21 protein-coding genes and 1 riboswitch are annotated in these 21,583 nt (G+C 68.3%); of the genes, 11 read left to right on the forward strand and 10 right to left on the reverse strand.

From position 1 onward, the window contains the following. Positions 1-35: 35 nt before the first annotated feature. Positions 36-782, forward strand: coding sequence for a GntR family transcriptional regulator (locus ACQP2O_RS33360; protein WP_433172044.1), 747 nt, complete (start codon positions 36-38; stop codon positions 780-782). Between the two features lie 10 nt (positions 783-792). On the opposite strand, the gene ACQP2O_RS33365 is transcribed toward ACQP2O_RS33360, so the two are convergent. Then, complete coding sequence (locus ACQP2O_RS33365; RefSeq protein WP_433172046.1) at positions 793-1,440, reverse strand: TetR/AcrR family transcriptional regulator; 648 nt, start codon at positions 1,438-1,440, stop codon at positions 793-795. 103 nt (positions 1,441-1,543) lie between these two features. Between ACQP2O_RS33365 and ACQP2O_RS33370 the strand changes: the two genes are divergently transcribed. Both ACQP2O_RS33370 and ACQP2O_RS33375 read left to right on the forward strand, forming a co-directional pair. After that, complete coding sequence (locus tag ACQP2O_RS33370) at positions 1,544-3,415, forward strand: CocE/NonD family hydrolase (protein ID WP_433172048.1); 1,872 nt, start codon at positions 1,544-1,546, stop codon at positions 3,413-3,415. A gap of 47 nt (positions 3,416-3,462) precedes the next feature. Then, positions 3,463-3,527, forward strand: a riboswitch (guanidine-III (ykkC-III) riboswitch). Positions 3,528-3,540: 13 nt separating this feature from the next. Next, positions 3,541-3,798 (forward strand): CBU_0592 family membrane protein, encoded by a 258-nt coding sequence (locus ACQP2O_RS33375; RefSeq protein WP_433172050.1) that lies wholly within the window; start codon positions 3,541-3,543, stop codon positions 3,796-3,798. 22 nt (positions 3,799-3,820) lie between these two features. Here ACQP2O_RS33375 and ACQP2O_RS33380 read toward each other — a convergent pair whose 3' ends face one another. Then, the gene (locus tag ACQP2O_RS33380) at positions 3,821-4,504 is read right to left on the reverse strand and encodes a LysR family substrate-binding domain-containing protein (RefSeq protein WP_433172052.1); all 684 of its coding nucleotides are present in this window, start codon (positions 4,502-4,504) and stop codon (positions 3,821-3,823) included. A 55-nt stretch (positions 4,505-4,559) separates the two neighbouring features. Here ACQP2O_RS33380 and ACQP2O_RS33385 point away from each other — a divergent pair, with 55 nt between their 5' ends. Further along, positions 4,560-4,943, forward strand: a complete 384-nt coding sequence (locus tag ACQP2O_RS33385) for a DUF5997 family protein (protein ID WP_433172054.1) — start codon at positions 4,560-4,562, stop codon at positions 4,941-4,943. A gap of 172 nt (positions 4,944-5,115) precedes the next feature. Continuing rightward, on the forward strand, positions 5,116-5,520 hold the full coding sequence (locus tag ACQP2O_RS33390; protein ID WP_433172056.1) for a PH domain-containing protein: 405 nt from the start codon (positions 5,116-5,118) through the stop codon (positions 5,518-5,520). A 79-nt stretch (positions 5,521-5,599) separates the two neighbouring features. Here ACQP2O_RS33390 and ACQP2O_RS33395 read toward each other — a convergent pair whose 3' ends face one another. Further along, entirely contained in the window at positions 5,600-6,307 is a 708-nt protein-coding gene (locus ACQP2O_RS33395) for an alpha/beta fold hydrolase (RefSeq protein WP_433172058.1), read from the reverse strand. A 125-nt stretch (positions 6,308-6,432) separates the two neighbouring features. Here ACQP2O_RS33395 and ACQP2O_RS33400 point away from each other — a divergent pair, with 125 nt between their 5' ends. From ACQP2O_RS33400 to ACQP2O_RS33410, 3 genes are all read left to right on the forward strand, one after another. Next, positions 6,433-7,002, forward strand: a complete 570-nt coding sequence (locus tag ACQP2O_RS33400; RefSeq protein ID WP_433172060.1) for a TetR/AcrR family transcriptional regulator — start codon at positions 6,433-6,435, stop codon at positions 7,000-7,002. Between the two features lie 228 nt (positions 7,003-7,230). Then, positions 7,231-7,464 carry a hypothetical protein gene (locus ACQP2O_RS33405; RefSeq protein ID WP_433172062.1) on the forward strand — a complete coding sequence of 78 codons (234 nt, stop codon included), beginning with the start codon at positions 7,231-7,233 and terminating at the stop codon, positions 7,462-7,464. A 338-nt stretch (positions 7,465-7,802) separates the two neighbouring features. Then, the gene (locus tag ACQP2O_RS33410) at positions 7,803-8,375 is read left to right on the forward strand and encodes a hypothetical protein (RefSeq protein WP_433172064.1); all 573 of its coding nucleotides are present in this window, start codon (positions 7,803-7,805) and stop codon (positions 8,373-8,375) included. A gap of 420 nt (positions 8,376-8,795) precedes the next feature. On the opposite strand, the gene ACQP2O_RS33415 is transcribed toward ACQP2O_RS33410, so the two are convergent. The 5 genes from ACQP2O_RS33415 to ACQP2O_RS33435 all read right to left on the reverse strand — a co-directional run bounded on the left by ACQP2O_RS33415 (position 8,796) and on the right by ACQP2O_RS33435 (position 13,057). Further along, on the reverse strand, positions 8,796-9,035 hold the full coding sequence (locus ACQP2O_RS33415; RefSeq protein ID WP_433172066.1) for a hypothetical protein: 240 nt from the start codon (positions 9,033-9,035) through the stop codon (positions 8,796-8,798). A 65-nt stretch (positions 9,036-9,100) separates the two neighbouring features. Next, entirely contained in the window at positions 9,101-9,580 is a 480-nt protein-coding gene (locus tag ACQP2O_RS33420) for a hypothetical protein (RefSeq protein ID WP_433172068.1), read from the reverse strand. A gap of 21 nt (positions 9,581-9,601) precedes the next feature. Next, positions 9,602-9,766, reverse strand: coding sequence for a hypothetical protein (locus tag ACQP2O_RS33425; RefSeq protein WP_433172069.1), 165 nt, complete (start codon positions 9,764-9,766; stop codon positions 9,602-9,604). 64 nt (positions 9,767-9,830) lie between these two features. Further along, a complete protein-coding gene (locus tag ACQP2O_RS33430) occupies positions 9,831-10,247 on the reverse strand; it encodes a hypothetical protein (protein WP_433172071.1) in 417 nt (138 codons plus the stop codon). A gap of 1,580 nt (positions 10,248-11,827) precedes the next feature. Further along, positions 11,828-13,057, reverse strand: a complete 1,230-nt coding sequence (locus ACQP2O_RS33435) for an acyl-CoA dehydrogenase family protein (protein ID WP_433172073.1) — start codon at positions 13,055-13,057, stop codon at positions 11,828-11,830. Between the two features lie 249 nt (positions 13,058-13,306). Between ACQP2O_RS33435 and ACQP2O_RS33440 the strand changes: the two genes are divergently transcribed. Both ACQP2O_RS33440 and lanKC read left to right on the forward strand, forming a co-directional pair. Further along, complete coding sequence (locus ACQP2O_RS33440) at positions 13,307-14,593, forward strand: MCE family protein (protein WP_433172075.1); 1,287 nt, start codon at positions 13,307-13,309, stop codon at positions 14,591-14,593. A 192-nt stretch (positions 14,594-14,785) separates the two neighbouring features. Continuing rightward, positions 14,786-17,449 (forward strand): class III lanthionine synthetase LanKC, encoded by a 2,664-nt coding sequence (lanKC, locus tag ACQP2O_RS33445; RefSeq protein WP_433172077.1) that lies wholly within the window; start codon positions 14,786-14,788, stop codon positions 17,447-17,449. Between the two features lie 134 nt (positions 17,450-17,583). Here lanKC and ACQP2O_RS33450 read toward each other — a convergent pair whose 3' ends face one another. Both ACQP2O_RS33450 and ACQP2O_RS33455 read right to left on the reverse strand, forming a co-directional pair. After that, a complete protein-coding gene (locus ACQP2O_RS33450) occupies positions 17,584-18,549 on the reverse strand; it encodes a glucosyl-3-phosphoglycerate synthase (RefSeq protein WP_433172079.1) in 966 nt (321 codons plus the stop codon). Positions 18,550-18,694: 145 nt separating this feature from the next. Beyond that, complete coding sequence (locus tag ACQP2O_RS33455) at positions 18,695-20,131, reverse strand: helix-turn-helix domain-containing protein (RefSeq protein WP_433172081.1); 1,437 nt, start codon at positions 20,129-20,131, stop codon at positions 18,695-18,697. A 151-nt stretch (positions 20,132-20,282) separates the two neighbouring features. On the opposite strand from ACQP2O_RS33455, the gene aceA reads away from it, so the two are divergent. Further along, complete coding sequence (gene aceA, locus ACQP2O_RS33460; RefSeq protein WP_433172083.1) at positions 20,283-21,578, forward strand: isocitrate lyase; 1,296 nt, start codon at positions 20,283-20,285, stop codon at positions 21,576-21,578. Positions 21,579-21,583 lie beyond the last annotated feature (5 nt).

Below are 21,583 nucleotides of genomic sequence, written 5' to 3' on the forward strand. Positions count from 1 at the left end.
GGCCCGGGCGGCCGTCTTGTTGAGACCATGGGGCCGTGACCGGCACCGAGCAGAGATCCCCCCGTACGCCATCGACCCCTAAACGCGATCGGGTTCGGCGCCACATCCTCGACTTCATCGACAACGCGAGCCCGGGAACGAGCCTGGCCTCCGAACGCGAACTGGCCATGACACTGGGCGTGTCCCGCCCGACCATCCGCGCCGCCATCGACGACCTCGTCCAATCAGGCCTCCTGGTCCGCCGCCACGGCCGCGGCACCTTCACCAGCCCACAAAAGATCACACAGGAGCTGTCGGGAAGCACCGGCCTGGCAGCCCCTCCGGCGCAAGGTACGTGGAGCAGTCGTGTGGTCGACTTCACGATCGCCCCGGCGGGCTGGTCACGAGCGTCGCGGCTGAACATCGACCCCGACGACGAGATACTGCGCGTGACACGCGTACGGCTCGTCGACGGAGAACCGATCGCGATCGAACGCCTCGAGCTTCCGGCAGCGCTGGTTCCGGGGCTTGCTCCAGAGGACATGGAGACCGGGAACTTCTACCAGTTGCTACGGGAGCGGTACGGGATCAACGTCACCGAGGCGGTCCAGACACTCGAGCCGAGCGTCACCAACCCCGAACAGGCCGACCTGCTGGACGTACCTGCCTTCTTCCCGATCATGCACATCCAACGCACCACCCAAGACGACACCGGACGCACCATCGAATACGCCCAATCCGCCTACCGCGGCGACCGATACCGCATCACCACAAAACTCCACTTCGACCACACCTCCGGGTAGGTTCCCCGACTTATCGGCCTGGTGCACGCAGGAGGCCGTTGACCAGATCGTCGAAGAGCGCGGCGAGTTCGTCGTCGGTGATGGCGTCGGGGCGGGTCAGCACCAGACGCCCGAAGTGCTCGGCGGCGGCGACTACGGCGTGGGCCGTCCAGAGGTGATGGCGGGCGGTGGCGGCGTCCAGGTCGCGGCCCCTGCCGATGAAGTCGGCGAGGGCTTTGCGGACGGCCTCGCGACCCTGCTCGATCCGATCGAGGACGGGCGCTGGTGTCTGCGCACCGGTAACCAGGACGGGCGTCCATGTCTGCGGGTTCTCGCGTACGGCCCGTGCCCATGCGCGGGCGATGTCTCCTGCGAGGTGCTTCGAGGTGAGACGACGCGGATCCTGCGGGAAGGCGGCCAGGAGCTGGGTGACGGCATCACTCTGGGTCCGGTCGAGGAGCGCGGTGAGCAGGAGTGGAAGTTTGGCATACGCGCCGTAGACGACCGGCTTGGTGACCCCGGCCTCCTGGGCGATCGCGTCGACGGTGAGGCCGGCGTACCCCTCGCGGACGATGAGCGCGAGTGCCGCGTCGAGCAGCTGCCGGCGGCGCTGCTCGAGGGGCATCCGGGGTGCGTACGCGCGTCGCTGTCGTCGCATGCCCCCCTCTGCCTTCGTCACGCCGGACAGGGTAGCGGCCTTTCGAACGAGTGCCCCTTGACAATTACTACCATGACGTAGCAATTTACTACGGCCCGGTAGTAAATGCACCCACAGGGGACCCATGAAGGTGAACGCTCGCTCGTTGATGTTGCTGCCCGTCCTTGCGCTGGTGCCCGCGTCCGTTGCCGCGGTGCGCACCCAAGCGGACTCGGCACCGCTTGCCGACGGCTGGAAACCGCGACCCGCACAGTGGCACAACACCGTGACGCGCCAGGACCTGGCGATCCGGATGAGTGACGGGAAGATCTTGCGCGGTGACCTCACGCTTCCGGCGACCGCCGACGGCAAGGCCGTGAAGCAGAAGCTGCCCGTGCTGGTGACGATCACGCCGTACAACAAGCGGCTGCCGATCGGCACCAACAGTGGCGCTCTCCTCGGCACCAACGTCCCTGCCGACTACTTCGTCGACCGTGGCTACGCGGAGCTCTGGGTCGACGCGCGTGGCACGGGCAGCTCCGAGGGCCGATGGTCCGCGTTCAGCGAGCGGGAGAACAAGGACGCCGGCGAGGTCGTGACCTGGGCGCACAGGCAGCCGTGGAGCAACGGCAAGGTGGGCATGCAGGGCGGTTCCTACCTCGGCATCGAGCAGCTCTTCGCTGCCGAGCAGCAGCCGCCCGGGCTGAAGGCGATCTTCCCGACGGTGCCGGCCGCCGATCCCTACCGCGACGTTGCCGCCGCGGGCGGGGAGATGGACGCGGGTTTCCTGCCGCAGTGGTTCATGCTCGTCTCCGCGGCCGGCGCGATTCCCCCCGCGTTCAGCCTCAAGGAGCCGAGGTCGGCCCTGACCATGGCGGTCGACCACATCGCCGGCGGCGCCGGCGGCACCCTGCCGGAGGTGCTTTCGGGAGTGTTGGGCGGGGATGTGGCGTACGACGGTCCGTACTGGGCGAAGCGCAAGCCGATCACGCGCATCGACAAGGTGAAGGTCCCGACGTTCATCATCGGCGGTGAGTACGACATCTTCCAGCGCGGCGAGCCCCTGCTCTTCGAGGGAATCCAGCGCAACGGGACACCCGTGAAGTTCATCGACGGGCCGTGGAACCACCTCCAGGCCGGGTCGGGCAGGGGCAACGAGTTCGGTGCCGCCGGCTACGGGTCGCTGGCCGAGCTCGAGCTGCGCTGGTTCGACCACTGGATCAAGGGGCAGGACACCGACCTGGACCAGATCGCGCCGGTGACCTACTACGAGCAGGGCACCGGACGTTGGGTGCGGAAGCAGAAGTGGATCGCGAGCGACCTGTCCGCGAAGACCTTCAAGCTCTCTGGGTCCTCGACCACCACGGTCAAGTCCGGTGGCCTGACCACCGGCACCGCGGCAGCGGGGAGGTCGACACTCCAGCCGCTGCCGGTCAGCGGCCTGTGCACGCGCTCGACCGACCAATGGACCGGCGGCCTGGCGAGCGTGGTGCTCAAAGACCTGCCGTGCTGGACCGACAACCGGCCCAACGATGCCACCGGACTCACCTTCGACTCCGCGCCCGCGACGAAGACGCTGCGCTTCCAGGGGCCGATCAACGCCCACCTGTACGTCTCGACCAGCACCGGCGACGGCATGCTGTCGCTGGCGGTCGAGGACGTCGCGCCCGACGGCAGCGTCCACCGGATCACCGGCGGTTGGGAGAGCATCTCCCAGCGGGCGCTGGACAAGAAGAAGTCACGCTACCTGGACGGCAAGATGATCCAGCCCTGGCACCCGTTCCTGAAGTCGACGAAGAAGGACCTGACGCCGGGCACGATCGCGCCGGTGGACGTGGAGATCTTCCCGACAGGTGCGGCCATCAGGCCCGGGCACCGACTGCGGCTGGCGGTCGAGGGCTTCGACGTACCTCACCTGTCGCCGCAGCTGGACGGCGGCGCCAAGACGCTCGGGCCGATGACCATCTACACCGGCGGCGATCACCCGTCGTCGGTGACGATGCCGGTGCGGAAGTAGCCGTCCGGCTCAGCCGTCGCTCCACGGGCCCGTGATAAATTTGCGACGGTTTAGCGCAGCGGCGCTGCCCCGGACGAGTCGCACCGTACCCGGCCTGACAAGACGATGCGTTCGGGAGCGTCGTCATGGGGCAGTACGTCCAGATTTTCGGTTCGTTGCTCATCCTCGGGCCGTTCATACTGGCGCAGCTGGGACGTCTGGCACCGGCGTCGGTGAGCTACCTCGGCTTCAATCTCGCAGGGTCCGCGCTGCTTGCCGTCGACGCCGGGCTCGGCGGGCAGTGGGGGTTCCTACTCCTGGAGAGCGCATGGGCGTGCGTCTCGGCGTTCTCACTCGCCCGTACGCGCCGACGGCATCGCCGCTCGGCCGGGACCTCCCACTAGTGCCCTGCGCCCAGCCCCCTTTTCACGGCCGGCGGCGTGTCCGGCGGCGAGGCTTGGGAGTGGAGTGTTTTTGCGGGGGCTTCTTACGGGTGGGTTGTTGTTGGGGGGTGCGGCCACGGGAGCTGTTGGGGGTGCGGCCGCGGACGATGCCGATCAGTTCCTCCATGAGGTCGGTCGTCGCGGCCTCGAGCCAGGCCAGGCCGATTTGGGACTGGGGGGCGTCGGTCACAGTGCGGTAGGTGAGGTCCTTGCGGTGGTGGAGGCGGGCCAGAGACTGAGGGAGCAGTAGGACGCCTGCCCCCGACGCCACCAGTTTGATCGCGTCCGCCGTGCTCTCCGGACGGGTGAAGGCGGGCTGCCCGGGACGGTCGACCCAGGCCAAGACCTCGTCGAGCGGCTCGAACACATCCTCGTCGGCGAGATCGGCGAGCTCCACCTCCTCGACCGCGGCCACCGCGTGGTCCTTCGGCACCATCACCACGGTCGTCTCCAGGTACAGCGGGATCACGTGGAGGGCCTCGCGGTCGACGGGCAGGCGCACGAACGCCGCGTCCACGCCGCCGTCCCGCAGCAGGGGGACAGCCTCGGCGGCAGGCATCTGGATCAGCCGAAGCGGCACCTCCCGCACCCGCTCGGCCCACACCCCGGCCCATTTCCCGGGCGTCACCCCCGGCGCATAGGCCAGCCGGAACTCACCCTTGGTCATCTTCTCAGCCTAGCCGCGTCCAGACGGCTGCCTCCCGCTGGCTACGCTTGCTGTCATGAGCACGTCCAAGGCGAAGACCCCGCAGACCATGAAGCCGGTGACCGCGGCCAAGAAGCTGGGGATCCTGCTGTCGGCAGCGCCCGCCGAATTCCAGGAGGGCGTCGTCTCCCGGGACGAGCTGAACGCGCTCCAGGCCGACCCGCCCTCTTGGCTCGCCGACCTGCGCCGCATGGGCCCCCACCCCCGCCAGGTCGTCGCCGCCAAGCTCCGCGTCTCCGCCTCGGGCCTAGCCCGTGCCGGCATCACGGGCCCCCTCACGACCGCCGAGATCGAGACCTTGAAGGCCGAGAACCCCGACTGGCTAGAACGCGAGCGGGCCATCCAAACCGAGGTCCGCCAAGAGGAGCTCCGCCTCAAGCAGCAGCGCGCCAAGGCCTGACCCACCCCGCGTTGCCGCCATAGATCGTCTCTTGGGTCCCAGGGCGCCGGAGGCTCCGTCGATGCGTCGGTCGTCGGGGTCGGGGGGTGATCGGCACGGTCGCGGCCGAGGGGAACCGCGGCGGCCGCCCGGCCTCCTCATGTTCGATCCACTCGTAGCTGATGGGGGTCTCGTGAGGTACAAACTGACCGCGAAACAATGCCGGAATACCCTCGTGGTCTCGGCCGGCTTCCTGGTCGCAGGCCTTCTCCTCGCTCTCCTCACTCCCGCGGCCCTCGTCATATCGCTGGGCGGCCTCCTCGGCTGCGTCCTAGGCCTCCTGCAACTCGGCTCCTACACCGCGACCGACGAATCCGGCATCATCACCAGAAGATTCCTCCTCCGCCGCACCATCCCCTGGACCGACATCACCTCCATCGACACCAACACCGTCCGCAGCCTGACCACTGTCCAGGTGACCCGTGCCAACGGCCGCAAGGTCACTCTTGGAGCCCCCCGAACCGGTGCCGGCTTCGCCGACCCCGACTTCACCCCCGCTCTCAGCCAGCTCACCGCCCACTGGCACCAGTCCCGCTGAAAGGCGTGGGGGTATCTCTCCAGGGGCTCTGTCGCGCGACGCGCTGCTCGCCGACCTGGCCCGGTTCGACACCGATAGGTCAGCGGGTGGCCTTGGCGGCTTCGATGATCAGGTCGGCCACCGTGTCGGGCTGAGAGATGGATGCCGCGTGGGATGCCTCCGCGCGCACGATGTGCGATCCGGCGCGCTCGGCCATGAACTCCTGGGCCTGGGCGGGGATGGCGTTGTCGTGTGTCGCGATCAGCGCCCATGAGGGCAGGGTGCGCCAGGCCGGCTGGCCGGACAGTTCGGCTGTCAGCGCCTGCTGGCGTACCGGGCGCTGGGTGACCGCGAGGACGTCGGTGGTCTCTGCGGGCAGGTCGCCGGCGATGACGTCCTGGTAGTGCTGGGGCAGGATGCGCAGCTCCGGCTCGCCGTCGTACTCGGTCACGGTGGTGGTGTCCGGTCCCATCTTGGCGCCGGGGAAGCGGAAGGCGTTCTCCAGGGCGCTCTCGCCCTCGTCGGGCTGGAAGGCGGCGACGTAGACCAGGGCGTCGACGTTCGATGCCTCGCGGGCGGCGCAGGTGATCACCGCGCCGGCGTAGGAGTGGCCGACCAGGACGACCGGGCCGTCGACGGCCTTGGTGACGGTGGCGACGTACTGCGCGTCGGACTCCAGGCCGCGCAGCGGGTTCGCCGCGGCGACGACGTCGTAGCCCTGCTTCTGGAGCTTGGCGACGACCCCCCTCCACATGGAGGAGTCGCCGAAGGCGCCGTGGACCAGGACGATCGTGGGGGTGGTGCTCATGGGTTCCAAACCTCTCAGAGAGAACGATCAGTCTTTCTGCAAGAAAGACTAGTCGTTCTACCTCAGGGCTGCAACGCGACGGGGGCGACCGCCGAGAACGACTGGTCTTTCTTTATGATGGGCGTATGACGACCACCTCGGAGCTGCACCCCAAGGACCGGCTGCTGCGCACCGCGTCCCGCCTGTTCTACGCCGAGGGCATCCACACCGTGGGCATCGAGCGACTCGTCACCGAGGCCCAGGTCACGCGCGCCACCTTCTACCGGCACTTCCCCAGCAAGGACGACCTGGTCTCCGCCTACCTCACGGCCACCGCTGATGGCATCCGGGAGGCTGTCGCGCGGGCCCGGGAAGGCAAGTCGCCGCGCGAGGCGATCCGCGCGGTCATGGCCGTCCTCGGCGACACGACTCTGGAGGACGGCTTCCGCGGTTGCCAGTTCCTCAACGCCGCCGCGGAGTATCCCGACCGGAACCATGCGGTACGCGCGGTCATCGACGACCAGCGATCATGGCTGTTCGGGATCCTGCGCGACCTCTCGGCCGACATGGGACACCCTGACCCGGAACACGCCGCCCGGGTCCTCGTCCTGCTCCACGACGGCGCGTTCCAGGCCGCCGAACTCGACGACGCCGAGGTCGTCCGCGAAACACTGCGCCGCGCCGTCGACGAAGTGTTCCCCTCCCAGCAGGCCTGACGACGGTCCACGACAGCGCAATGGTGTGCCGCTCGAATATTGGGTCACGTGGCCTGAGCTGCGGCTATGCGGCGTGGTGGTATTCGCTGATCACGCCCGTCACGACAGATCTTCGCCGGATGGTCTGCAGGTCGGTGAGGCTGGCCGCGTCCCGGGTCGGCAGCGTTTCAAGGTCCGGTGGCCGTTGTTGCCGGGATTGGGGCGGTCGGGAAGCGTTGTAATGGACGCATGTACGTGCTGGCGGTGATCGAGCACCGCACCCGCCGGATCCGCATCTTGGGTGCGACCGCCCACCCGACTGCGTCCGGGGTGGCGTGCTCCGCCCGGAACCTGGTCATGGACCTTCAGAACGCCGGGTGCCGAGCCCGGCTCCTGATCCGGGATCGGGACGGCAAGTTACCCGCGCTCTTCGACGCCGTCCTGGCCGATGCGGGGATCGAGGTGCCGAGGGCGATCGTTTAACTCGAGGGCTTAAATGATCGCGCCTCCCCTGGCCGCTGCATATCATGGCGACGCGTATCAGGTCGAGAATAATTGAGAGCGATGAAGTTCACTATCAGGCCTGATGCTTAGGAAATGCGTTTTCAAGACGCGCCCAGCGAATTGGAGCCCGCTCATCGCGGGAGTGCTCGCAGCTGTCGTCGTCGCAGGGCGATGTCGGCCCAGCCAGGAAGGAACATCGGAATGAAGACCGCAGTCTTCCGTACAACTCTCGCCGCCGCAGTAACCGGAGCGATGCCGACTGCCACAGGTGGCATGTCGGCGCATGCCTCGGCAGACCTGCACATCAAGGTCACGACATGATCAAGGCTCGATGGTCGCGACGTCTTGGCACGCTACTCGCTGTCCCGGTACTCGCCTGTGGCTCGCTCGTCGCGATGGCGTTCACCACCGCCTTGCCCGCCCATGCATGCGGCACGATTCCCATTAGCGGCTCGCAGTCCGTCTATACTGATACCCCCTGGGGCGAAGAGAACATGGCTACCGTACAGCTCTGGTATAACGGCTGCACGGCCGGAAATCGGTTCGTCTACGCTACAATGAATTTCGATGATCCGACTGGCCTGCTCTGGGATTCTGCCGATTTCACTCTCACAGTTGGTATCGAGGACGAGCTCGGCAACTTCCCCTTCGGTAAAGCGGTCGTGCATGGCCACCAGGACGGCTTCGACTGCAGCTATGGCTGCCAAGCAATCGCTCACGCGGTCAATATTGACTACTACGCGGCACCCAAAAAGTTCAGAGCGTGGGCCGAGCTTAGCGACTACCCAGGCTGTGACCCCGCGCCTATCGCAACAGATTGGTGGGAGTTCTCCACCGGCACCAACGAACGCAACGGCGTCACCACATACACGAAATGTATAGCCGCATAGTGTGCGATCAGCTCGGCCCTGGCATGCTATGCCGCGTACGGCATAGCGTGCCGCGGCTCGAGCGCAAGCCCGACCGGCGGCCCTCACCTCATACCCGGTGTTCGCCCCCCTAACTTAGTCCGCCACCGTGACGGTCCCGGCCCGGACCGGCTTCGCCCGCCGGCTCTCCGACGTCGGCTACGGCTACCGCATCGAAAACTCGCCCGGCCAGCCAACCTCACTGTTCGGAGGCTTGTCATAACCTCCTGATCACGCCTTATGAATCTTGGGGTGGGTTAGCAGGGAGTGTTACAAGCGAGATCCGGAAGAGCTTGTCGAGTTCGCTGGGCCGGGCGGTAATGGCGATGCCGTCGCCCCTCCAGGCGGACGCATTTTTCGTCACGCGCCTCGGAGTACAGCAGGATCGCCAGGACCTCAGTGTTACGCACTCCCCAGCGGGGCCGAGGCACGTTCGACCGCGCCCTGCTGGAGGTGGCTGAGGGCGTCGGGTTCGCCGGACTTGGGGACGTGGGCGCGTTCGGCGTCGATGCGCAGCACGGCTTGGGCGTACAGGAGGGTGACGGCGGCCAGCGCCTGGTTGATGGAGGCGGGCGAGGCCTTCCTGCCGACCCCGGACATCAGGTGCTTGCGCCAGACTGTGGCTGCGGCCCCCGCGCCCACGATGTCGGCCGATCCAGGCGCAGCGTGCTGAACTGGCTGCGCAGCACGATGCGCCTGAGGGCCGTTCAGAAGCACATGCTGGGGGATTCCACGTCGCCGACCTCGCCGATGCTCGAATCGAGCATCGTGGTCTTGGCGTAGTAGCAGAAGTCGGAGACCGGGGGCACCGGCGACGAATACAGCTGGTTGGTGTAGACGTTGCCTGGATAGGTAAGGAACCAGGTCTTGGTACTGGACTGCCAGTTCACCGCCCCGCACCGCATCAGACACTGCTGGCGGCCGACCTCAGCGGACAGGTCCACATCAGTTGAGCCGTTCCATGCGTCGACATCGGCCCACACCTCAGGCTGCCCGCCGACCGAGCTGTAGTCGTAGTAGTCGATGCACGGCTGTACCGTCCAGGTCACGCCACCCACCGACAGCGTGTACGGGTACCGACAGTGACTCTCGAGCTGAGGGCTGGCCTGGGCGGCCGTCGGCACGGCGACCAGCAGTGCCACCGAGGCGAGCGGCAACGTGAGAAGTGAGACCAGTTTCTTCGGCATGGGTGGCCTTCCTCTAGATCATCAAAGTTGTCCGGTGTCGCGGTCGGTCTCGTCGTACATCTTGCGGGCCCGCTCGATCTGGGTCGCGGTCATCGCGACCGGCCACCCCCTTACGGCCCCGGGCGCGGGAGGCGGCCAGTCGGTGCCCTCCACGATCAGCTCGCGCCGGAACTGTGGACCACTCATCGATCGCGCCCCTGAGGTGGACAGCCAGCCGCCCGAACGGGCTGGTGTCGATCCCCTCCCTTGCTCATCCGGCGGACAGGTTGAGGATGATGGGGGCTCCGCCGGGGCCTGGCGCGCCGTCCACGTTCAGCTCGGCGTGGAAGGCGCAGGCGGGTGAGTACCAGCCGCCCCAGCTCGCCGGGCCGGGCGGGGCGACGGCTGCAACGCTGGAGGTGCCACCTGGGCATTGGACTGTGTAGGAGATGGTCGCGACTGCCGCGCCGGCGTCGGTGTTGCGGGCGGTCCAGGAGAAGGTGTCGGTGGCCTGGTCGTGTGGGGTTTTACAGATCTGCAGATACCAGCCGTGCGCTGGCCCGGAGACGACCGATCCGGACTTGCAGCCGGTTTCGGCGTTGGCCGCCGAGGTGGTGGCGATGGTGAGACCTGCGGCGGCTGTGGCGATGACAGCGGCGGCGATGTGGACTCGTCGCAGAGTGTCCATGACGATTTCCTTCCTGTTGGCTGGTTGTGGCCCATGTCCGAGATCCGTCGACACAGGTAATAGACATCGGCCGCGGCGGAAATGGGCGGTCTCGGCCTGGGCCCACTGGTACAACACCCAGCGGCTTTGTTCCGATGGTGGGTCTGGAGCCCTTGCAGTGGTTCAGGTAGGGCGCGCGGTGGTCCCGTCATGCACGGCGGGACTGTCAGGTTTCAGGGCCCTGAGTTTGCGATGTGTTGCTGGCAGCGGTCCAACCCGTACGCTGATTTTCTTCCTCAGTTTCCACCCTCTTCTCTTGTTGACAGGCCGCCTTTGTTCGGGTTGACATGGCTCGCCTTTCTCATGTGACTCCAGGTTGGGGGCTCAGCTGTAGACCGGACTGCACTCGATCGGCGACATCGTGGTGCGGTCGCTGCACAAAGAGCGAAACGTCAAGTACGGTGCCCCTGTCAGTCGGCCCGTGCCGCGAAGTGGGAGCTGGCACCGGTGTTGGGCGAGTACGCGTCTGAGGGAAATGCCATGAAGTCTCGGTCCTTCCGAATGAGGTCTGGGCCGCCGGATCGCCGCCCTGCAAATGGGTCCGGTTTTCACTGCTGGGGGGACAGGCTGACCACAACAGGCCTGCTGGCGAACTTCATCGCTCCCAATTCTTCTCGGCTCGATACGCGTCGCCATTATGCGCAGCGGCCAAGGGAGGCGCGATCGTTTAAGCCCGCGAGTTAAACGATCGCCCGCGATCCCGTCGCCGACTCGGTTTCATGGCCTGATCTGGCCGGACTTTGATCGCGTTAACTCTGCGCCTTCTACGCTGGAGATCGTTCTGATAGGTCTTCGGGGGCGTGATGTGACGACGAACTCCAGGCCCTGGAGGCGGCATCTCCCGACCTCAACGGCACCCTGGACGCACTGCGGAAACTCTATGACGCATGCCTGGCCGATGACTGGGCGCAGATCTCCCGGGAACTGCACGCCGACCTCGGCGGGCGCGCCGCCACCCTCCTAGCCGAAGGCCCGGCGGCCGCACTAGCCGGCCTCCACGACGGACTGGCCTGGAAAGACGGGCAACTGATCATCCCAGGCCCCGACACCCTCGACTTCGACGCAACAGGCGGACTGGTGACAATGCCCATTGATCGGGACGACATTGACACGGTAGAGGTCACCGACCCCGACGGCCGCCCGAAGCCTCCCAAATCATGCAGGTCAGCGCCCTCTACCCCAGCTAGACGGGCTCCCCTGGCAGTCATTACACCGCTCGTGACGCCTCTGCATCGGTCGACCACTACCCGCCAGTGAGTGGTGGTCAGCGTCCGTAGGTTGTGGTCAGTAAGCGGTTGCCATTCCGTCGCCTGAACCTGGCGCGCACGACCACCGCTGAAGCCCGGACGGCGAGCCACTCCGGACGTGCTGTGCCCCATCCCGCCACAACATGCCTAGCCGTTAGGGGTCAGCACGAAGTCAGCACCGCGTTGGGAACCAACGGGAAACGACGGGGTCTGACAAGCATTCTCTGATCGACGTGCAGTGTGATCAAACCCAACATAGACGACCACACGCGATACGTCTGACCTGTGGAAACGCTAGCGAACCGGCAATCCGGTGACCGTACGGCCGATGACGAGGCGCTGGATCTCCGACGTGCCCTCGAAGATCGTGAAGATCTTGCTGTCGCGGTGCCAGCGCTCGACGGGGTAGTCGCGGGTGTAGCCGTTGCCGCCGAGGATCTGGATGGCGTCCTCGGTGACCCGTACGGCGGTCTCGCCGGCGTGGAGTTTGGCCATCGAGCCTTCGGCGCTGGCGAACTCCTTGCCGTTGCGCGCCATCCAGGCGGCGCGCCAGACGAGGAGGCGGGAGGCGTCGATCTGGGTCTTCATGTCGGCGAGTTTGAAGGCGACGGCCTGGAAGTCACCGATCTTCTTGCCGAACTGCTCGCGCTCGCGGGCGTAGTCGACGGCGTATTCGTACGCCGCGCGGGCGATGCCGACGGCCATGGCGCCGACGGTGGGGCGGGAGGCCTCGAAGGTGCGCAGGGCCGCCTGGCCGGCGGCGCGCTTGCCCTCGCGGACGCGGGCGAGCCGCTCGTCGAGCCGGTCCTTGCCGCCGACGAGGCAGGAGCCGGGCACGCGCACGTTGTCGAGGATGACCTCGGCGGTGTGGGAAGCGCGGATGCCGTGCTTCTTGAACTTCTGGCCCTGGGACAGGCCGGGGCTGCCGGGCGGCACGATGAAGTTGGCCTGACCGCGGGTGCCGAGCTCGGGGTCGACGGAGGCGACGACGACGTGCACGTTGGCGATGCCGCCGTTCGTGGCCCACGTCTTGGTGCCGTTGATCACCCACTCGTCCTTGGCCTCGTCGTACTCCGCCCGGGTGCGGATCGAGCCGACGTCGGAGCCGGCGTCGGGTTCGGAGGCGCAGAACGCGCCGAGTTTGATGTCGTCGGCGGTGCCGAACATCTGCGGGATCCACTCGCCGATCTGCTCGGGCAGGCCGGTGGCGGCGACGGACACGGCCGCCAGGCCGGAGCCGACGAGGGACAGGCCGATGCCGCCGTCTCCCCAGAACAGCTCCTCGAACGCGATGGGGATGCCGAGGCCGGAGGGCTCCATCCACTGCTCGGCGAAGAAGTCGAGGGAGTAGAGCCCGATCTTGGCCGCCTCCTGGAGGATCGGCCAGGGGGTCTCCTCCCGCTCGTCCCACTCCTGGCCGGCGGGCCGGATGACGTCTCTGGCGAACTCGTGGACCCACTCCTGGACCGCCCGCACATCCTCGTTCAGCTCGAGGGAGAAGGCCGGGGCGCCGTCGTCCGACATGTTTCCTCCGTTCACGGCCGGCCCGGGCGGCGGGCACGCTATTGGACCCGATGTCCACCTCACCCTAGCGGCCGGAGTGCTACCGGCGGTAACAGGGTGGCAAGTGTCACATTACGCCCAGAAGGAGATTGACTTCGTGCCATGAGAGTCACGAGGCTGTAACAAGCGGTACCGTCCGTACGAGGTAAGAGATAACTTATTTCGCAATCGCCCCCGTGGCCCTGGTCGCCCGATAGAACGGGAGTCTGAGTGGGTCTGCCCGGTTCCCCCCGCCGTCGGGATGCCCGCCCCACCCGAGTGCTGGCCTTCGGCGCGGCCGTCTTGGCCGTCGTCCTGGTCGCCGCGCTCGCCGCCGTGTTCTGGCCCAGTGGTAAGCAGACGCATGTCACCGCCTACTTCGAGCGCGCCACCGGTGTCTACCGCGGCACCGAGGTCCGCGTGCTCGGCGTGAAGGTCGGCAAGGTCACCAGCGTGACGCCCAAGGGCAACATGGTCGAGATCGGGATGGCGTACGACGCCAAGCGCAAGATCCCCGCGAACGCCCAGGCCGTCATCATCGTTCCGTCGCTGGTCGCCGACCGGTACATCCAGTTCACGCCGGTCTATCGCGGCGGGGCGGCCCTCAAGAACGGCGCCACGCTGTCGCTGTCGAGCACGGCGGTGCCGGTGGAGCTCGATGACGCGAACCAGTCGATCAACGATCTGGCCAAGGCCCTCGGACCGCAGGGCGCCAACGCCAACGGCGCGCTGTCGCGGCTGCTGAAGTCGAGCGCCCAGACGCTGGGCGGGCAGGGCGAGAATTTCAAGCAGACCCTCCAGGACCTCTCCGAGGTCAGCCGGATCCTCGCCGACAACCGCGGCGACGCCAGCCAGACCGTGCGCAACCTCGCGAAGATCACCCAGGCGATGGCCGCGAGCGACCGGCAGATCCGGGCGTTCTCGGAAAACCTCGCGACAGTCTCCGGCACGCTCAACGCGGAACGGACCGAGCTGCGGGCGGCGCTGAAGAGCCTCACAGTGGCGCTGCAGGAGGTCTCCGCGTTCGTCAAGGAGAACAAGACGCAGATCGCCGCGAACGTCCAGGGCCTCGCGCAGGTGACCGGCATCCTCGTCAAGGAGAAGCAGGCCCTGCAGCAGTTCCTGGACAAGGCGCCCGTGGCGGCCACCAACGCGATGCAGGTCTACGACTACCAGGACGGCACGCTGCACTCCCGGCTCAACCTGATGCAGTCGCAGAACATCGCGATGTGGCTCTGCTCGCTGGCGTACTCCCTCGGCGCCCCGCCGAAGCAGTGCGAGACGCTGCTCAAGCCGCTCAACGCGCTCGGCGCCCCACTCAGCAAGATCGGCCTGGATCTGTCGGGGCTGACGGCGGCCACGACCCACTTCGACGTGGTGCCTCCGCCGCCGGACGCCTACGGCAGCGGCTCCGCGCGTACCGCCGCGAAGGGCGGCACGACCAAGAAGTCCGCGCAGACGGGCGCCAACCCGGACCCGACCTTCGGCGGGATCCTGGCACCTCCGTCCCCGGGCTGAGCCCAGGCTCAGGCATGCGGGTTTCCGGCCGCGCGGCCAGAGGCGGACAGATCAAGTCCGTCCAGCCCGCCGGTGGGTGATACTCGGACAGACGCGCATAGATCACCTCTCGTCGACTCGGCCGTGACGGGGGACCCGTGTCCGTCGCCTTGTTCCGCGTGAGCTCGGACTCGACCGGTCAGGAGTGGTTGAGTGGCACTGGACATGTCCTTCCTGGTCGCGGACCCGGACTACTACGCCCCCTGGGACACCGTCGATCCCAGTCCGCGCTACGCCGCAGGCCCCATGCCTGCCGGATGGACGCGGCGGGACTCAGGCGCGTGGACCCACTGGGGCCCTGCCGGTCTCCTCCTCCCCGATCAGGGGTGGAAGGTGCATGTGTCCAGTTCCCTGCCCAACGCGCAGTTCGTGCTGGCGGTGGTGGCGACGGTGTGCGCCGAGTCGGGTGTCCCTTTCAAGCACCTGGCCGGGCGCGAGATGTTCCTGCACGCGCACGGCAAGCACGCGAACAGGGTGCAGAGCGGGAAGTTCTGCACCCTGTACCCGCCGACCGAGGACCGCGCGCTGCAGGTCTTACGGCGGCTGACGGAGGAGCTGTCCGGGATCAGCGGGCCCTTCGTGCTCTCTGATCGCCGTTATGGCCCGAGCGAGTGCGTCTCGTACCGGTACGGAGCGTTCCGCGGCCGCGTGCGGGTCGACGCGGAGGGCGAGCCGATACCCGTCATGCTCGGACCGGACGGCCGGGAGATCGATGACGAGCGCCGGCCGGCGTTCCACCTGCCGCCCGGCGTCGTCGACCCGTTCCGGCAGGCCGCTCCGGACGCCGCGACCGGACCGGTCACACTGCACGGCTACACCTTCGAGGCCGTCGTACGGCACGGCAACGCGGGTGGCGCCTACCGCTTCCGTGCCGCGGACGGCGGCCCCGTCTTCTTGAAAGAGGCGAAGGCGCACAACGGTTACACCCCCGACGGCGCCGACGCGAAGGCGCGGCTGACCGCCGAGTACCTGGTCCTCCGGGCGTTACACGGCCGCGAATCGGGCCTCTGCCCGCGGCCGGTGGAACTGTTCCAGCATTGGGAACACAGCTATCTCGTCACCGAGTTCATCCCCGGCATACCGCTGTACCGATGGATGGTGCTGAACAACCCCGCGGTGCGCATCAAGCCCGACCCCGCCGATTTCGCCCGGTATCACCACCGCTGCCTGGCCCTGCTCGACCAGCTCGACGCGCGGTTGCGCCGCCTGCACGAGCTGGGCTACGTCTTCGTGGACCTCAGCCCGACCAATGTGCTCGTCGACGACGACGATCGGGTCCGCCTCGTCGACTTCGAGGCGACGCAACCCATCGAGGACGTACGGCGGATCATGGGCACTCCCGGCTACCTGCACCCGGACCCGCGCTCCGCGGTCGAGCGCGATCCTCGCGAACTCGACCGCTTCGGGCTGGCCGCCCTGGCGCTGCTGCTCCTGTTCCCCGTGCACGAGGCGGTCGAACGGCATCCTCCGGTCCTCGACCACCTGCACGCCGACCTCACCGAGCTCGCACCGGTCGCCCCGAGGCTGTGGCAGTGGGCCACCCGCTGCCAGGACCGGACCGAGGACTCCCGCCTGCCCACGCCGCAGGTCGTCCGCGAGGACACCGTCGCCGCGCTACGCGGGCTGGCCGACCGGACCGCGGACGCGCTGGAGGCGATGGCCCGACCGGACCACCCGGAGTCGGTCTATCCGACCAGCCCGCTGGGGTATCGGACCGACACCCGCGCGGTCGCCGCAGGCACCGCCGGTGTGCTGTACGCGCTGCGCCGCGCCGGTCGCGAGTGCGACCCGGTCGTCGTCCGCCGACTGCGAGACGACGCGCTGGCCGCGGCGGACACCAGCGCTCCCGGCCTGCTGTACGGCAGCGCCGGCATCGCCTGCGTGCTGGCGGAGCTCGGTGAGCCGGAGGCGGCCGACACCCTGCTCGCCGCCGCGGCGGCTCATCCGCTGAACACCACCTCCGCGGCCCTCGGCGGCGGCGCGGCCGGTACCGCGCTCGGTCTGCTGGCCCACCACCGTCGCACCGGCGAGCGGCGTTGGCTGGACCTGGCTCAGCGGCTGCTCGACCGCGTCCCGGACGGTGACGAGCTCACCGCCCGGCTGAGCCCGGTCAATCGGTCCGGGCTGGTGGGCGGGCGGACCGGCGTGGCGCTGGCGCTGTACGGCCTGTATCGGCGTACCGGGGATCCTCGGCTCTTCGCCCGGGGCATGCGGCTGCTCCAGGAGGAACTGGCCTACGCCGAGCCGCTGCCGGTGGACGGCCTGGGTTTCAAGCTCTCGCACGCCGACCGTCGCGTCTATCCCTACCTGTTCGGCGGCAGCGCGGGATATGCCGCGGTGCTGTCCCGTTACCTCGCGTGCCGCCCGGACGCGGAGTTCGACCTGGCCGCCGACGACGGCCTCGGTGCGGCCGACGCGCTGGAGCGCTGCCTGCGCGCCTGCTCGGCGCGCTTCACCGTGTTCCCCGGGCTGTTCCCCGGGCTGGCCGGTCTCGCCGTGACACTGGCCGACGCGGGTGAGCGGCTGGGCCGGCCCGAACTCATGGAGGCCGCGCTCGCCGGCGCCCGTGGCCTGTTCCGGTATGCGATCCCCCGCGAGGACGGGATCGGCTGGCTCGGTGAGCCCGGACAGCGGCTGTCCGCCGACCTCTGGTCCGGCTCGGCCGGAATCCTGGTCGCCCTGCGGCGCCTGACGGATTCCGCGTCGGCCGCCCTTGACTCCCTCGACGGCCACCCGGCCGAGTCGGGGGATGCCGTAGCGCCCGCATCGTTGGAAAGGAGTGGTCTGCGTGGAAGAAGTTCTGCGGTTGCAAGCTGAGGCGGCGGTCGAGGAGGAACTGGCCTGCAACGTGCTCACCATGAGCAGCAGGGGCAGCATCTGCCTGTGACCCCGTGGCCTGCCGGACGCGGCCACATCCGTGCCCGGCAGGCTCCCGCCTGCCCGAGCGTGTCTCAGGCGGCGGAGTCGCTGTAGGCGCGGGCCTCGATCATCGGCGGGCGTTCGCCGACGGAGACGTCGCGGATCCGCGCCTGGTGGCCGTCGCCCTCGCGGCGGAACTGCGTCAGCACGGTCGACGGCGGCTCGAGCGGGACGATGCGGCCCTGCCGGTCAAGGCGTGACCAGGCGGTCTGCATGATCTGGCCGGCCATGACGCCGAGTGCCTCGGCCGACTGGTGGCTGTGCTCGCGGGTGCCGAGGTCGACCTGGGCCATCGCGTCCAGCCCCGCGACCTCCAGCACGTCGACGAGCAGGCCGAGCTCGACGCCGTACCCGGTGACGAACGGCACGTGTTCGAGGAGCGTGCGCCGTCCGGCGTACTCGCCGCCGAGCGGCTGGACGAATCCGGCGAGGAGCGGCCAGTGCATGTTGATCAGCGGTCGGGCGACCAGCTCGGTCACCCGGCCGCCGCCGCTGGGGACGGAGACGCCGCCGGTGTTCAGCGGGCGGTCGTAGCAGGCCTTGACGTACTCGACGGACGGGTCGGTGAGCAGTGGGCCGAGCAGCCCGGTGACGAACGAGGAGGAGAAGTTGCGTAGATCCGCGTCCACGAACGCCAGGACGTCGCCGCGGGCGACGTGCAGCGACTTCCACAGCGCCTCGCCCTTGCCGGTCAGCGGCGGCAGCTCGGGGAGCACGGCGTCCTGGGCGACGACGCGGGCGCCGGCGGCGGCCGCGACCTGGGCGGTGTCGTCGACGGACCGGGAGTCGATGACGAGGATCTCGTCGACGAGCGGGGCGCGCTCGACGAGGTCCCGCCGTATCGCCGCGACGATCTCGCCGACCGTCTCGCGCTCGTTCCGGGCGGGCAGTACGACGCTCACCGTGGTCTGGCCCTTGGCGGCCAGGAGCCGGTCCACCGGCCAGTCCGCCGCGGAACTCATGCGGTTGCGCAGCCACGCCTGTACCTGGGGCAGCACCTGATCTTCCCCTCTCCTGCGTCAGCACTCCGGCCCATTGACACCTGTCAGGGTTTCACCCTCGTTTCGCCGGCATCACAGCCAGGGGAAACCTAGCGGCGGCGGCCCCTCTGGCCGCCGGCCCCTCTGGCCGCTCACCCTCCTGTCACGTCTCGGCGTGCTGCTCCAGGAAGGAGTACACGTCGGCCTCGTCCACTCCGGGGAACGCGCCGGGCGGCAGGACCGCCAGGACGTGGGAGTGAGCGCGCGCGGACGGCCAGACGTGGCCCTGCCACCGGCGGGCCAGCTCGGCCGGGGGCCGCTGGCAGCAGTCGCCGTCCGGGCAGGCCGACCGGACGCGGCGGTTCGTCTCGCGGCCGCGGAACCATCGGGAGTGCTCGTACGGCACGCCCAGCGTGATCGCGAAGTCGCGATCGTGGCTCGGGTCGATGTGCGACAGGCACCAGTACGTCCCGGTGGGGGTATCGGTGTACTGGTAGTAGACGGAGAAGCGGTCGTCGGCGCCGAAGACCCGGCGCCCGGCCCACTGGCGGCACATCCGCTGGCCCTCGATGGCGCCGTGCTCGTCGGCGGGGAAGATCAGCCCGTCGTTGGCGTACGCCTTGTAGATGGTGCCGCTCTCGTCGTTCTTGGTGAAGTGCACCGGCAGGTCGAGGTGGTGCGTCGCGAGGTTGGTGAACCGGTGTGCGGCCATCTCGTACGAGACGGAGAACACGTCGCACAGGTCCTCGATCGACAGCTCGCGGTCGGCCTTGGCCTCCTGGAGGTAGGGCACGACGGTTCGCTCGGGCAGGAGGGTGGCGGCGGCGTAGTAGTTGGCCTCGACGCGCTGCCGGAGGAAGTCGGCGAAGTCCTTGGGCACCGCGTGCTCGAGGGCGATGTGGCCGAGCGTCTGCAGCAGGATCGTCCGCGGCGTGTGCATGCCGAGTTGCTCGCGCTCGAGGTAGATGCGGCGGTTGCGCAGGTCGGTGACGGACCGGACCGAGCGCGGCAGGTCCTGGACGTACCGCAGGGTGAAGCCGAAGTGGGTGACGAGCGAGAGCAGCATGCCCTGCGAGAGCGCGCCGCCCCGGTAGCCGGCGGCCTCCAGGGACTTGGCGGCGACCCGTTCGATCTCGCCGAAGTAGTTGCCGCGCTCGTGCATCTGGCGGCGCAGCTCGGCGTTGGCCTTGCGGGCGTCCTCCGGGCTGGCGGTCGGCTTCGTCCGGCTCCGCTTGACCTCGTCGTACATCGCGAGGAGGTGTTCGAGGACGTCGTTGGGCACGCGCTTACCGACCTTGAGGTGGGGCAGGCCGAGCGCGCGGTAGGCGGGGTCGCGCTGGGCCTCCTCGAGGGCGATCTCCAGCTGGGCGCGACGGTTGGGCGGCTGTTTGCGGAGAAGCTCCTCGATGGGGACCTCGAGGGCGGCGGCGAGCGCCTGGAGCAGGGACAGCTTCGGCTCGCGCCGGCCGTTCTCCAGCAGCGAGAGCTGGGACGGCGCCCGGCCGACGCGTTCTCCCAGCTCAGAGAGGGTGTAGCCGCGTGCGCGCCGAAGGTGCCGCAGCCGCTGGCCGAACGTCACGAGGTCTAGACCATTCGTCAAGTTCAGCGGTTCTTCTTTTTGAAAGCCCGTCACAGCTTCATAGTAGCGAAAATTCTGCTGTTCTTCTTGTTACCGAGTAGTTCACTTAGCGCTCCAGTGGCCAGAGAGTAGGACACAAGCACCCAGGGGACGACAGAGGAGGGCAGTATCCATGAGCGATCGTCGCCTCAAGGGAGCAGCCGAAGAGCTGCAGCGGCAGTGGAAGACCGACCCGCGGTGGGCCGGCGTCGAGCGGACCTACACCGCCGACGACGTCATCCGCCTGCGCGGCTCGGTGCAGGAGGAGCACACGCTGGCCCGCCTCGGCGCGGAGCGCCTGTGGACGCTGCTGCACGATGAGGAGTACGTCAACGCGCTGGGCGCGCTGTCCGGCAACCAGGCCGTCCAGCAGGTGCGGGCGGGCCTCAAGGCGATCTACCTGTCCGGCTGGCAGGTCGCGGCCGACGCGAACCTCAGCGGGCACACGTACCCGGACCAGAGCCTCTACCCGGCCAACTCGGTCCCCGCCGTCGTGCGCCGCATCAACAACGCGCTGCTGCGGGCCGACCAGATCACCTGGGCCGAGGGCGACACGTCCGCCCCGCACTGGCTGGCGCCGATCGTCGCCGACGCCGAGGCGGGCTTCGGCGGTGTGCTGAACGCCTACGAGCTGATGAAGGCGATGATCGCCGCCGGCGCCGCGGGTGTGCACTGGGAGGACCAGCTCGCGTCGGAGAAGAAGTGCGGTCACCTCGGCGGGAAGGTGCTCATCCCGACCGGCCAGCACATCAAGACGCTGAACGGCGCCCGCCTGGCCGCCGACGTCGCCGGTGTCCCGTCACTGATCATCGCGCGGACCGACGCCCAGGCCGCGACGCTGCTGACCAGCGACGTCGACGAGCGCGACCAGCGGTTCACGACCGGTCAGCGCACCGCCGAGGGCTTCTACCGGGTGCGCAACGGCATCGAGGCGTGCATCGCCCGGGGTCTGGCGTACGCGCCGCACTCCGACCTGCTCTGGATGGAGACCGGCACGCCGGACCTGGACGTGGCGCGGCACTTCGCCGAGGCGATCAAGGCGGAGTACCCGGACCAGATGCTGGCCTACAACTGCTCGCCGTCGTTCAACTGGAAGAAGCACCTGGACGACGCGACGATCGCGAAGTTCCAGCGCGAGCTCGGGCACATGGGGTACACGTTCCAGTTCATCACGCTGGCCGGCTTCCACTCGCTCAACCACTCGATGTTCCACCTCGCCAAGGGCTACGCCGAGAACGGCATGACGTCCTACGTCGAGCTGCAGGAGGCGGAGTTCGCCGCCGAGCGGGACGGCTACACCGCCACCAAGCACCAGCGCGAGGTCGGCACCGGTTACTTCGACCTGGTCAGCACGGCGATCTCGCCGGACTCCTCCACGGTGGCGCTGAAGGGATCCACCGAAGAGGAGCAGTTCGTCCCGGCCGACTGAGAAAC

This window comes from Actinoallomurus sp. CA-150999 (assembly GCF_050942425.1).
In the GTDB taxonomy this organism is placed as follows: Bacteria; Actinomycetota; Actinomycetes; order Streptosporangiales; family Streptosporangiaceae; genus Actinoallomurus.

Excerpts from the sequence above, each read along its gene's own strand:
- ACQP2O_RS33420 (WP_433172068.1), bottom strand. The coding sequence starts at position 9,580 with ATGCCGAAGAAACTGGTCTCACTTCTCACGTTGCCGCTCGCCTCGGTG.
- ACQP2O_RS33435 (WP_433172073.1), bottom strand. The coding sequence starts at position 13,057 with ATGTCGGACGACGGCGCCCCGGCCTTCTCCCTCGAGCTGAACGAGGAT.
- ACQP2O_RS33400 (WP_433172060.1), top strand. The coding sequence starts at position 6,433 with ATGACGACCACCTCGGAGCTGCACCCCAAGGACCGGCTGCTGCGCACC.
- ACQP2O_RS33425 (WP_433172069.1), bottom strand. The coding sequence starts at position 9,766 with ATGAGTGGTCCACAGTTCCGGCGCGAGCTGATCGTGGAGGGCACCGAC.
- ACQP2O_RS33430 (WP_433172071.1), bottom strand. The coding sequence starts at position 10,247 with ATGGACACTCTGCGACGAGTCCACATCGCCGCCGCTGTCATCGCCACA.
- ACQP2O_RS33370 (WP_433172048.1), top strand. The coding sequence starts at position 1,544 with ATGAAGGTGAACGCTCGCTCGTTGATGTTGCTGCCCGTCCTTGCGCTG.
- ACQP2O_RS33375 (WP_433172050.1), top strand. The coding sequence starts at position 3,541 with ATGGGGCAGTACGTCCAGATTTTCGGTTCGTTGCTCATCCTCGGGCCG.
- ACQP2O_RS33405 (WP_433172062.1), top strand. The coding sequence starts at position 7,231 with ATGTACGTGCTGGCGGTGATCGAGCACCGCACCCGCCGGATCCGCATC.
- aceA (WP_433172083.1), top strand. The coding sequence starts at position 20,283 with ATGAGCGATCGTCGCCTCAAGGGAGCAGCCGAAGAGCTGCAGCGGCAG.
- ACQP2O_RS33395 (WP_433172058.1), bottom strand. The coding sequence starts at position 6,307 with ATGAGCACCACCCCCACGATCGTCCTGGTCCACGGCGCCTTCGGCGAC.
- ACQP2O_RS33380 (WP_433172052.1), bottom strand. The coding sequence starts at position 4,504 with ATGACCAAGGGTGAGTTCCGGCTGGCCTATGCGCCGGGGGTGACGCCC.
- ACQP2O_RS33385 (WP_433172054.1), top strand. The coding sequence starts at position 4,560 with ATGAGCACGTCCAAGGCGAAGACCCCGCAGACCATGAAGCCGGTGACC.
- ACQP2O_RS33410 (WP_433172064.1), top strand. The coding sequence starts at position 7,803 with ATGATCAAGGCTCGATGGTCGCGACGTCTTGGCACGCTACTCGCTGTC.